This is a genomic window from Rickettsia endosymbiont of Polydrusus tereticollis (assembly GCF_964026385.1).
GTDB lineage: Bacteria > Pseudomonadota > Alphaproteobacteria > Rickettsiales > Rickettsiaceae > Rickettsia.
Window position 1 is genome coordinate 770613 of sequence record NZ_OZ032142.1, and the last position, 12506, is coordinate 783118.

A 12506-nucleotide genomic window follows, 5' to 3' on the forward strand; every position below is an offset into this window, starting at 1 on the left:
AGATTATTTGAGCATATTAAATAGCATTAAAGCCGGCTATTTGTCAAGTTAATTATTAAATCGCCTTGTTAGTATCGAATATTATTTTTTTATCGGTAGAAAAATACATATTATTATCAAACCCTATCCCGTAATAACGGATATTTTTAGTAATTTTTGTAATAGTAGGTATTGTATTTAAATGTCCGTCCTTATCTGAGTGGAAACTATATAAAACTCCGTTAACGGAAATAACGTTTAAACTCATACCCGTATTATCTTTACTAACAGAAGGTGCTAAAAAAATTGCTGATTTTAATTTTTTAACGTCTTTACCGTCATTTAAATCGGCGATAAATTTTACTTGACCTGATGCAAGAGAGAGTGCTGCAACCTGCCGAGCATTATTTGTGATAAATAAGCTATTACCGATTAATGACATGGATTGAACATCATTAGCGTTAGTTTGCCAAATAACGGCACCGGTTGCAATATTTAGCTTTATTATTTTACCTAAACCGCTTGCTATGTATAAATTATTATTGTCGCTAATAGGTGTGCATAATATGCTAGCTTCTTCAAAATTCGGTAGAGCCGCATACTCGGAATCTGTAAGCTCAAAACTCCAAAGAACTTCACCTTTTTTGGTGTTAATAGCAAGAATTTGTCCCGAACTGTAAGTAACTATGACACGATCATGATATATTATAGGAGCAACTTGATAGCTAGAAGATAAAACTTCTACCATTCCTTCATGTTGCCAAATAGGGTTTAAAGTTTTGGTATTTAAAGCAACTAGCTGATTACTAATAGTTTGAACTAAAATAGTATCGTCATTTATCATAATCGGCTTAATTCTGATAATATCCGGCAGCTCTTTCCGTATTAGTTCATGCCCTGATTTTGCATCTAATACTACTAATAACCTTGAACCGTATGTTACGTATAATTTTCCGTCATGATACAAAATTCCGCCGCCGATATAATTATCTGCTTTATTTCTACTGATATTATAAGACCAGATTATACTATTTTTTTCTTTGGAAAATGCCGATATATTTGACTTAATATCTAAAGCATACACTATGTTATTAACAAAAACCGGCTCAGTAACGGTTTTGTATTTAGTAAAGGAATATCCTTTATTTTTTAACGTGTTAGGGTTAAATAAATAAGTCTCTCTACTAGAATCTAAATATATTGATTCATTAGTTTGAACTGAGAGCCTTGGAGTTAATTCTACAATATTTTTTACCCTTTTAGGTCCGAGTCCGTTACAGGAAATTAAAATAAAAGGTAATAATAAAATTGCTAATTTTTTGTTCATATTTTCTTGTCCTTATCACTATCTAAATTTGAGAGTAAAGCCTTGGTCTGATCTTTTGTCAGTTCCGGAGCATTATTTGACGCTATTAGTATTTTTAAAGTTTCTTTTGCTACGTCCGGCATATCGTTTTTTATATCCCAAATTGCTTTTATAAAGTTGCCCGTAGCCCAAAAAGCTTTTTCTTCGTTATCAAAATATTTTAAATATGTTAATGCCTTTTCTTTATCTTCTTTAGCTATATTTTCTTCGTCAATAACTAAACTTAACCATGAAATACGGGCATAAGCCGTAGTTATTTCTTGATACTCGGTATTTTGAATAATTTTTTCTAATAAAGCCTTAGCATCTTGGTGCTTTTTTTCTGAAATCTTTATAGCAACTTGCTCTAATAAAGCAATTTCTTTTATTCTATTGCTACTTGTATTGCTTAAATTTTCTAAGGTACTAAAAGCTAAATCTTTATTGCCTTCGCTCATTTCAAGGCTAACGGCTTTAACAAAAATATCACCGTTTTTCTGATTATTTTTAATTTGGTTATCTTTATGACGGTTATTAATTATCATTATAATCACAATAAATATCGCAAAAACTATAATGATAGGTAAAATCTTTTTGAAAAATTTTAACCTTTTTTCTTCGTTTTGGTCATTTAATACTTCTTCTAGAATATCAGACATTTTTATTTACTTTGCCTATCTTTATTAACTTTACAGCCAAATTTAACTTTAGCATCCTCCGCCATTTTTTTAGATGTTGCGGATCTATTAGTCGGAAATTCTTTATCAAGCTTGGTAAGGATATTACATGCCTCTTGTGTTTTCTTTAATTCACCGAGTGATAACGACAATTTAAGTAAAGCATCGGAAGATTTAGGACCTTTAGGAGATTGTTTATAACATTTTAAATAATTGATCGCCGCACCGTTAAAATCTTTGCGTTTAAAAAAACTTTCTCCATACCAAAAATAAGCATTACTAATTACCTCACTTTTCGGGTAAGTATGTATAAAATTTGCAAATTTCTTCTCCGCTTCCTCTAATTTACCGTCTTTAAAAGAAGCAAGGGCTAAATCATAAGCTTGTTTGTCGGCTGCTATATCTTTTTTGTTAATAACGGGAGCTGTGGAATTAGGGGTATTATTTATCTCTTCTAAAGCAGATACGTCAAATACATCGGGCGTGTCGGAAGTTTCCGGTATATTGTCCGAATTTTGAGCAGACTCCGTAATATTTAATTGTTTTGTTATTATTCCAACTTTATGCTCTAAGATTTCAATTTTGCCGAGTAATCGCTGAATTTCTTTTTCCTGCTCGTCTAATCTATTTTCATAATCATTATTTGCTACAAATTTTAGATTTTTACTTTTAATTGCTTGGCTATCTCCAAATGCATAGAAAGGTAACAAAACAGTAATTATTAAGGTAATTATTTTCATATATTTTTTATTTTTTTGATATCATACTAGTTTAAACAGAGCGTTGTTGTGTGGCTCCCGAAATTGTCATGGTGAGGAGGGACATAGTCCAGACGTGGTTCGATGTCATTCCCGCGAAGGCGGGAATCCAGAAAATATTTAAGCGAATTATACAGTAAATTTTTATATAATTTTGCTTATTTTAAGTGTTTTTTCTGGATTCCCGCCTTCACGGGAATGACATACGGCACTTTTTTAGAACCACACAACAACGTCTCGTTTGAACTAGTATGACATCTATGATCCTTCATTTACGAATAGTATAATACCGATTTTTTATTATTATTCCATATCTTTTTATATTTCCATACTTTCGTCATAAGAAAAAGTTAAAGTTATCGTCGTTCCTTCCTTTATTTTGCTCTCTAAATTAAACTTACCTTTCATAAGTTCAACTAATTTTTTTGTTAACGGCAGACCAAGTCCGGTACCTTCGTATTTTCGACTGAGCTCACTATCAATTTGCCCGAATGCCGATAATGTTTTCGGTATATCTTTTTCTTCAATACCGATGCCGGTATCTATAACTTTTATATATACTAATCTTTCTAGCTGGTTTTGTTCGATACTTATAGTTACCGTACCGCCGTTATTAGTAAATTTAACCGCATTCGATAAAAGGTTCAATAATACTTGTTTAAGCCTCTTCGGATCAGCTTTTATAATAATGTGGTCTTGAGGTAATTTAGTGACTAATGTTACCCCTGCTTGGTCTGCTCTCGGCTGTACAAGTCTTATTGAAGAGCTAATTAATTTATTTAGATCGAGATCGATATTATCTACTTTTAATTTGTCGGCAGAGGCTTTAGAAAGGTCTAAAATATCATTAATCATGCTAAGTAGGTGCTTGCCGGCATTATTAATATCTTGTAGGTAAGTAGTATTTTTTGCCGCATCTTTCTCCGACATTAAAATTTCCGAGAAACCTATTATAGCATTAAGCGGGGTACGCAACTCATGACTAATATTAGCAAAAAATTTAGTATTTGAAGAACTTGTTTTTTCTGCTTTAATTATTTCTGCTTTTAAGTTTCTATTAGTTTTAAGCTGTTGGTCTATAATTTGTCTAGCATAATTAGTATTACTAATAATTATAGTACAAAATATTATAAAAATAATGATAAATGCTATAAAAACTTTTTTCTCAAGCTCTAATATATTCGCCCATTGATCGGTAATATCGGTATTAATTTCTAATACGCCGTCCACCGGAAACTCATATAGGTTGTTATCTATTATAGGTATATAGCTTGTAATAAAAACAGCTTTTTCTTGGTTGTTATTATTTTCTATTATTACTTTAGGTGCTAATATATGGCTTGTGATTCCGTTAAATGCTTTATGAAGTACTCCTGTAAAAATAAACTGTCTTAAAAAATATCTATCAATTTTTGCGGTAATTATTTCATACAAATTATCGTCCGGATAGCTTTTTACACTATACATGTTAAGCAAGCCGCTAGTGATAAATCTATTACCTTTAATATCGTATAAAGAAATATTAATATTAAGATTAGTAAACCAGTCGGCAGAAACCGTAGCAAAGTCAATAAAATCTTGATCCTGCAATAAACTCATATAACCGAATTTATGCAATTTTTCTGTTGCCGCCGGATGAGTATTCCAAACATGTTTTGTATAAATTTCGGCAATTTGAATATTTTCCGCCGCCACATGTTTTAAGATCATTTCCTTTATCATAAAATAACGATAAAACATCATATTTATGATAATATTAAGAAATAATACAATGAATGACAATCTTACTATGTATTTATTTTGGTTCATTATATTTGATCTTTATATTAAGTCGGCTTAATGCGTTTGTCATTCCGTGGCTTGTAGCTGTGTTGTTGCGTGGCTCTAAAAAAGTGCTGTATGTCATTCCCGCTTTCGCGGAATGACATACAGCATGCTTTAACCTATCAACACAACAATACTGTACTAGAGCAACATCGAGTATACCTACTTATCCTCAATTTTTGTATTTAATTGTTGATTAAGAATTAATCCTTTAATTACATCATAAGCCCGTGCAAATTGATAATCTTTTTTATATAATTCCGATAATTGTTCTTCTTCCGGCTTATTATTTTTTGTTTTTGTTCCTTTTTTGCTATCTTTATTTTTAGATGAACTAGTATTTTTGTCTTTATTTTTTTCGCTATCATTCTTTAAGTAGTTTTTTAAAGAACTTTCAGAAAAACGTATATTTGGCTTTTTTTCCTCGGCATATTCAATTTTTTCCGGCTTAATAATAATGTCCGGCTCAATCCCTTCTGCCTGAATGGAGCGACCGTTTGGCGTATAATATTTAGCAATGGTAAGTTTTACGGCAGCACGTGCATTAATTTGCGTAAGAGATTGAACAGACCCTTTGCCGAAAGATTTTGTCCCGAGTAGCAAGGCTCTTTTATGATCTTGCAAAGCTCCGGCTACTATTTCCGATGCAGAAGCAGAACCGCCGTTTATTAAAACTACCATCGGCACTTTCGGAGCTTTCGGTGAAAATTTATTAGCACTAACTTCGCTATTGCTTGATTGAGTTTTTCCTTTAGTCGTTACAATTATTCCGGAATCAATAAAATACTCGCTAACGGCAATAGCTTGATCTAATATACCGCCGGCATTATTGCGTAAATCTAAGATAATACCTTGAATATTATCTTTACTTTCGGTTTTTAATTTTTTTACGGCGTCTTTTAATTCTGAAATCGTCAAATTATTAAAAGTGATTATGCGTATATAGGCAATATTGCCTTTTTCTAAATGTGCCTTCACCGGCTTTATTTTAACTATCTCACGAGTAATTTCTAGTTCTTGCGGTTTAGGCTCTTCCTCTTTGATCACCAATAATTTTACCTTAGTCCCCGGGGGACCACGCATTTCCTTTACAGCTTTATTGGCACCTAAAGAAGAGACTAATTCGTCGTTTACCCCGACTATATAATCACCGGCTTTAATACCGGCTTTATATGCCGGCAAATCATCAATCGGCGATATTACTTTAATAGCACCGCTATCATACATTATTTCAACACCGATACCGCCAAATTCACCTTCGGTAAAAGTTAAGATATCCTCTAAATCTTCACCGGTAAAATAGCTTGAATGAGGATCAAGAGAATTTAACATACCATTAATTGCTTCGTCGATCATTTTTTGTTTATCTGGAACTTGAATATAATCTTTATTCACCCGTTCAAATACTTCTTGAAACTGTTTATAATATTCTTGATCCGATATGGTATTTTTAACTTCTTCTTCCTCTTTCTCTTCAGCAAAAGAAATAGTAAAATTCGTGATAAAAAGTAATAGTAAGATTAAACGTAAGTACATAATATTCCAAATATAATTAATTAAGTAAGGGTGTTATTTCCACCCCTCGATGTCATTCCCGCGAAGGCGGGAATCTAGGCTTTTTTTGTCATGCTGAACTTATTTTAGCATCTCTTTATAATCAAATCCTGAAATAAATTCAGGATGACTATTATTTTCTGGATTCCCGCCTTCGCGGGAATGACATCAAACATTTGAGCCATGCAACAATGCCTGTGCCGGAATGACATCGACAATAACAGAGTTAAATATCCAAGTTATTTATTATTTTATCCATTTTAACTAAGGCTTGCTCATAAATAAACTGAAAGCGTTTTTCCGGTTTTTTGCCCATTAAATCATCTACTATTTTATCAACATTCTTAAAATTTTCTAGAGTAACTTTTAAAAGCGATCTTTTTTCGGGATTCATCGTAGTTTCTTTTAACTGAGCAGGCATCATTTCGCCGAGTCCTTTAAACCTACCAATTTCAATTTTAGCTTTGCTAGCTTTGGATAATTTAGCGATCATGCTAGCTTTCTCATCTTCATCGCCGGCATAATGAGTTTTGTTAGACTGAGTTAAGCGATAAAGCGGTGGCTTGGCTAAATATAGATGCCCGCCTTCTACTAATTTAGGCATTCTAAGGAAAAAAAACGTCATTAAAAGTGCTGCTATATGAGCACCGTCAACATCTGCATCGGTCATGATAATTATTTTTTCATAACGTAAATTTTCGCTACGATAGTTTTTTAAGCTGCCGCAAGCAAGTGCTATTTCCAAATCTTGAATTGATTGATTATTAACAATTTTCTCTAAAGTAGAGTTTGCAACATTTAATACTTTTCCCCATAAAGGAAGTACGGCTTGAGTTTCCCTATTCCTCGCTTGTTTAGCAGAGCCGCCGGCTGAATCGCCTTCTACTATAAATAATTCCGTACCGAGCGGTGAAGTTCGAGTACAATCTGCCAGCTTACCGGGTAACCGTAATTTTTGAGTAGCGGTTTTACGAGAAATATTTTTTTCATTTTTCTTATTTATGCGATATTCAGCTATATTAATAATATGCTCAATTAGCCCGGTTGCTGCCGTTTTATCACTACTAAGCCAATGATCAAAATGATCTTTTATAATATTCTCAACGATTTTACTAACGCCGTTTGATACTAATTTTTCTTTAGTTTGCCCCTGAAAGGACGGCTCAGGTATAAAGATTGAAAGCACTATTAAAGCAGTTTCTAAGATATCTTCGATTGTGATGTTGGCAGCTTTTTTGTTGCCGACCATTTCGCCGTATACTTTAATACCTCGTAGTAAAGCACTTTTAAGTCCTTGCTCATGAGTTCCGCCAAGGGGCGTCGGTACAGTATTACAATATGATTGAATAAATGCCTGTTGCTCATTATTTTGCCAACAAATTGCCCACTCGATTTTTATCTTATCTTGCTTTTGCCCCCCTTGTTCTCCTTCTATATTTTCTGCAAAAATATTAGGAGTGATTAAATTATCGGCAGTAATTTTTGAAGTTAAATAATCTTTTAAGCCGTTTGGGAAATTTATTAAAGCCTTCTTAGGTATGTCGTTGTTTAATTCAAGCTCGCATTCCCATTCGATAGTAACGCCACGATATAAATAAGCTTTTGAGCGTGCAAGTTCATAGACTTTTTTAGGGTTGAAATGAGTATTTTCACCAAAAATTTCCGGATCGGGACTAAAGTTGATAGCAGTGCCTTTTAATTTTTTAAGCGTCCCCTCGCATATAAGTTCCGTTAATTTTTCGCCCTTAGAGTATGATTGCTTATATAATTTTCCTTGGTTATAAACTTTAATTTCCAAATGTTGCGATAAAGCATTGACTACAGATATACCGACGCCGTGCAATCCACCGGCCGTTTGATAGACGTTACTTGAGAATTTCCCGCCCGAGTGAAGCGTAGTTAAAATTACTTCTAATGCTGATTTATTGGGAAATTTAGGATGGTTGTCTACCGGTATCCCTCGACCGTTATCCCAGATAGTGACACTGTGATCTGCATGCATTTTTATAGCGATAACATTGGCAAAGCCGGCAACCGCTTCATCCATAGCGTTATCTAATACCTCGGAAACTAGATGATGCATAGCGGCACTATCCGTCCCGCCTATATACATCCCGGGTCTTTTCCGAACAGGCTCAAGACCTTCTAATACTTCAATGTCTTTTGCACTATAAGAATTGACGATTTTAGTTTTTTTTTCATTGTTAAAACTGAAAAGATCACTCATATATCGGTAAATTTGATTGTAATTTTTTGAATAAATTAAACTATTTACCTAAAGAAAGCAAGCATTGCGTGGATACTGAAGTCGTCATTGTAAGAAAGTTATTATGTATGAATGGAAAAAACACTTCCGGTGTCATTCTAGTTCAAACGGGGCGTTGTTGCATGGATCGAGAAAAGTGCTATATGTCATTCCTGCGAAAGCAGGAATCCAGAAAAAACACTTAAAATAGGCAAAATTATATAAAAATTTACTATATAATTCGTTTAAATATTCTCTGGATTCCTGCTTTCGCAGGAATGACATCGAAAATTCGAACCAGGCAATAACGCCTTTAGTCGCTCGCAATGACGTTGCAGGTATCCACGCAACAATGCCATCTCAGCAGAATCCCCAGATATATTCATATATCTACCACCCTCTAGCTTTTGTTAACATACAGACTATGTTATTGTTATTCCTTGCTAAAGCAATGTCTAAAGCATTTTGACATTCAGAATTAAGCGAGGAAATTTTAATACCACGAATTACTAGAAATTTTGCTAAATAATAACTATCGTTTTGAGCAGCTGCGGTTAAAAGCGTTTCGCCGTTTCTGTTCTTGTCTTGTAAAATCGGGTAAACGTCAAGTAATGACCGAAGTATAAAAAGATTATCCTTGTTTATTGCGGCAAAAGCATTTTCTATAGCATCACAATAGGATAAATTTGAATAAATTATTGCCTTTTTGTTTAAAGTATTATCATACTTAATAAAATTACTTACTATTTCTCGTCGAGCGGTATTTGCTATCCATTCTTCTTTTTTCTGCATTAATTTTATATAAGAATATATATCCATTTGTTCTAACTTTGCCTGCTCCGTTAATTTACCTAATACTATATCATCATTGGGTAAAAGCAGCATTTGCGTTTCATCTTTAGCAAATTTCGTAGCCGACGGAGAAGCTACGGTAAGGGCGTTATCTTCTTTCTCTTTAGCAGTTATAATTTTTTTGTCACTAGTCGGTTCATTATTCGGCTTTACTATAGGTTGTTGTACTTCTTTGTTTGTAGCGGGAAGAGGGAGGGGAGCTGATTGACTTTGAGGGTTAGCAACTACCTTGATGGGGGTAAGCGGGGTATACCAATTTGTAGCAGTAGTAGAAGATTTTTGTACATTGCTAGGATTTGGCTCATTTTGAGGCGTTGTATTTTCCGGAGGAACAACTTTACTTTCCGGAGGAGTATTTATTTTATCTGTAGAATCGGTTGTCGGTGCAGGCGGTGGCGGTAATGTCGGAACGTTTACCGGTACAGGTGGAGTAGGTACATTATTGCTATTCACCGGTGAGTTAATTATCGGCATTGGAGTAGGGGGAAAGCTAGGAGACTGCGGTGCAGGCGGTGCTACGGTTTGAGGCGGTGATACCGGAGCATTTACCGGAGTCGTCGGAGGCTCGCTTACCAATGGAGCCGGTACGTTAGTCGTTACAGGTAAAGGCGTGCTTTTGATAGTATTAGATGCTAAACTCGTGCTATCGGCAGAAGGCTTTAATTGGTGATCTATGGTTTGTGATTCTGCAGCACTAGGTAGTTTATGGTCACCAAGGTCAATAAACGGCTCTAGAGAATTATCTTTTTCCGGCTCTTCATTTATAGTAGTAGCATTTGTTTTATTAGCTACTTTATTTTCCTCTTCTACTGTTTGAGATACAGGAGAAATTTTCGGTTTATAAAAAAATTGTTTTATTTTAGCAAAAGTCGATATTTCTTGGGTTGATATTTCTTGCGGTTTTTCATTTGCAGAAACAGTAGACTTTATTTCTTGAATAGGTAAAGGCGGCGGTGAGCCTGAAGGTAAAGGCGGTGCTGCATAGCTCTGAGCCGTAAGCAACAATATATTAAAAAATAATATCTTATATATTTTACTTAACATATATCCCTATATAATTTATTTTTTTAAAAGTACTTTTGATGTCATTCCTACGTAGATAAGGTATTGTTGTATGGCTCTAAAAAAGTGCCGTATGTCATTCCTGCGAAAGCAGGAATCCAGAAAAATACTTAAAATAGGTAAAATTATATAAAAATTTACTATATAATTCGCTTAAATATTCTCTAGATTCCCGCTTTTGCGGGAATGACATCAAAAATTCGAGCCACGCAACAACGCCCCGCCGTTGCCGAAATAACACCGCCGCCTTATTTCTTACTATTCGGTATCAGTTTTTTTATTTCGCATTCTACTAATTGTTTAACAAGTGTCGGTAAGTTTGCGTTTAACCATTGACGTAGCTCCGGTTTTAACATTTCGATTATTAACTCTTCAAGTGCATTTTTTGTCGGAGCGGAAGTATCTAACTGCTTATCTTTTATAGTATGAGCAAAATTTTTCAAAATATCGCTAGTTTCAGAAGCAAATTTTGGTGATATTAAAGGTTCTTCCGTGTTAGAATCTTCATCATCCGAGCCATCTAATCCCTCTTCCTTATCAGTCATTATTTCAGTCAGCTCAAGTATATCTTCATCATGACTAATAGTAGGGTTAAGATGCTTACGTTCGTTAATTACTCCTTTTATTGATTTCAGTATTTCCTCTACCGACATATCATGATGTTTTTTATCTTCCTTACCCACCTAAAAACCTATAATAAGTTTCTTTTTAATATTTTTAAATTCATCTTCAGGGCTAAAATATCGCACTTTAAGCTTTAAGCTTTTTGCAGTTAATTCGCCTGTTAAAGACTTCATTTGATACGCAGCTAGTATCGAAGCTTTATACGCATCGACCCGTGATGTTTTTGCCTCATATAATTTATCTTCGGCATTTAGAACATCTAATATTGTTTTAGAGCCGACAATTTCTTCTTGTACCGTTCCGTTATATGATATCTGTGCCGCCTCAACTCCGTGATTAGTAGAAATAATACGGGATTTTGCAGCCGCTAACTCTTCCCAGCTGCTAATGGCGAGTGCTTGGATTTGTTTTATCGTATTATCAAGTTGAATTGCATTACTTCTAGTTTGGTTTTTGGCTTTTCTAATCTCCGAATATTGTGCACCGCCGTTCGGATAAATAGGTATGGTTACTGAAAGCGTAGAGGTAATAGTTCTATTATTAAGATCACGCTGCACAATATCTTCCGGATTATAATAAGTTTTACCGCTTTGCACGCTAAAATCTACCTGCGGTAATAATTTACCTTTTTCTACCATTTCATTTGCTTTGGTAGCTTGTACGTTGTGTCTTGCGGCATCTATATTAGGATTTAGCTTAATTGCTTTCTGCGTTAATTCATCTAAGGAAGTCGGTAAATTTTCCGGTAAAGCAGGCATTGTGATATTATTCGGCTCTATCCCGAATAGTCTAATAAAAGCAGCTTTTTTTGATTGAAAATTAGCGTAAGCAATAAGTTTATCCGTCTCTGCTGCCGCAAGACCGGCTCTTGCCGTCGCCATGTCTATTTCAGTTGCTTCGCCGAGCCTTAATTTCTCTTCCACAGTTCTTATCTGCTGAATGTTAGTACGCAAACGACTTTCGGAAATTTCATATTTTTCTTTAGTTTCATAATAGTCAAGATAAGCATTTATTAAACTCAGAAGAACTTTTTGTTCCTGAGCATAATAGTCACCTCGGGAAGCTCTAAAAGCAGATTGTGCAGATTTAAGTGCCGCTACGCTAGAGCCGCCGCTAAAAACAGATTGTTTTATTTTTAATGCTCCTTGTTGACTATCTATTTCTCTCGGAGTACGACCTAATGTATTAGCATATTGACTATTAAGTTTATTTTTAGTATTTACTTTTGCCACTTCTAACGAAGCACTAGGCATAAAATTAGAAAAAGCCTGCGGAAATCGTTCGATTTCATTTAAAAATTTATTTCTAATAGTTTTTAAATCATCGTTATTTTCATACCCTCTAGTTAGAGCCTCTTCTAAATTAATAGCAAAAACCGGTGAGCCAAACGATAGGATAATAATGAGTACAGCTAATTTACGCATAAATATTTTTATAAATAACTATTAAGATTAAGGAATTTTGCTTATCTCTGCAAGAATATTAGATGTTTTAAAACTAAAAAATACAGATTTTTGTAGCAATGCTAGCACGTAATATAACAAAAATTAATCATAAGAGCAATATAACTATGTAAGTCGTTTTAC

General features: G+C 34.2%; 8 protein-coding genes and 1 pseudogene. All 9 read right to left on the minus strand.

The features are described from left to right. Positions 1 to 55: 55 nt before the first annotated feature. Complete coding sequence (locus tag AAGD48_RS03590; RefSeq protein ID WP_341790465.1) at positions 56 to 1306, minus strand: PQQ-binding-like beta-propeller repeat protein; 1251 nt, start codon at positions 1304 to 1306, stop codon at positions 56 to 58. Beyond that, positions 1303 to 1983: a DUF2659 family protein gene (locus tag AAGD48_RS03595; RefSeq protein ID WP_341790466.1), complete on the minus strand. Its 681-nt coding sequence runs from the start codon at positions 1981 to 1983 to the stop codon at positions 1303 to 1305. The genes AAGD48_RS03590 and AAGD48_RS03595 overlap by 4 nt, the downstream gene beginning before the upstream one ends. Positions 1984 to 1985: 2 nt before the next feature. After that, positions 1986 to 2741: a tol-pal system protein YbgF gene (ybgF, locus tag AAGD48_RS03600; RefSeq protein ID WP_341790467.1), complete on the minus strand. Its 756-nt coding sequence runs from the start codon at positions 2739 to 2741 to the stop codon at positions 1986 to 1988. Between the two features lie 336 nt (positions 2742 to 3077). Then, the gene (locus AAGD48_RS03605; RefSeq protein ID WP_341790468.1) at positions 3078 to 4568 is read right to left on the minus strand and encodes a HAMP domain-containing sensor histidine kinase; all 1491 of its coding nucleotides are present in this window, start codon (positions 4566 to 4568) and stop codon (positions 3078 to 3080) included. A 177-nt stretch (positions 4569 to 4745) separates the two neighbouring features. Continuing rightward, a complete protein-coding gene (locus AAGD48_RS03610; protein WP_341790469.1) occupies positions 4746 to 6119 on the minus strand; it encodes a S41 family peptidase in 1374 nt (457 codons plus the stop codon). Between the two features lie 244 nt (positions 6120 to 6363). Beyond that, on the minus strand, positions 6364 to 8364 hold the full coding sequence (gene parE, locus AAGD48_RS03615) for a DNA topoisomerase IV subunit B (RefSeq protein WP_341790470.1): 2001 nt from the start codon (positions 8362 to 8364) through the stop codon (positions 6364 to 6366). 408 nt (positions 8365 to 8772) lie between these two features. Further along, positions 8773 to 9300 (minus strand): annotated as a pseudogene (locus tag AAGD48_RS10625) (ankyrin repeat domain-containing protein); the annotation flags it as partial. Between the two features lie 1244 nt (positions 9301 to 10544). Further along, positions 10545 to 10979: a DUF2497 domain-containing protein gene (locus AAGD48_RS03625; RefSeq protein WP_341790472.1), complete on the minus strand. Its 435-nt coding sequence runs from the start codon at positions 10977 to 10979 to the stop codon at positions 10545 to 10547. Then, a complete protein-coding gene (locus AAGD48_RS03630) occupies positions 10980 to 12344 on the minus strand; it encodes a TolC family protein (RefSeq protein WP_341790473.1) in 1365 nt (454 codons plus the stop codon). Positions 12345 to 12506 lie beyond the last annotated feature (162 nt).

What these genes read in the sequence shown, in the direction of transcription:
- AAGD48_RS03590 (WP_341790465.1), bottom strand. Translation starts at nt 1,306, where the DNA reads ATGAACAAAAAATTAGCAATTTTATTATTACCTTTTATTTTAATTTCC.
- AAGD48_RS03595 (WP_341790466.1), bottom strand. Translation starts at nt 1,983, where the DNA reads ATGTCTGATATTCTAGAAGAAGTATTAAATGACCAAAACGAAGAAAAA.
- ybgF (WP_341790467.1), bottom strand. Translation starts at nt 2,741, where the DNA reads ATGAAAATAATTACCTTAATAATTACTGTTTTGTTACCTTTCTATGCA.
- AAGD48_RS03605 (WP_341790468.1), bottom strand. Translation starts at nt 4,568, where the DNA reads ATGAACCAAAATAAATACATAGTAAGATTGTCATTCATTGTATTATTT.
- AAGD48_RS03610 (WP_341790469.1), bottom strand. Translation starts at nt 6,119, where the DNA reads ATGTACTTACGTTTAATCTTACTATTACTTTTTATCACGAATTTTACT.
- parE (WP_341790470.1), bottom strand. Translation starts at nt 8,364, where the DNA reads ATGAGTGATCTTTTCAGTTTTAACAATGAAAAAAAAACTAAAATCGTC.
- AAGD48_RS03630 (WP_341790473.1), bottom strand. Translation starts at nt 12,344, where the DNA reads ATGCGTAAATTAGCTGTACTCATTATTATCCTATCGTTTGGCTCACCG.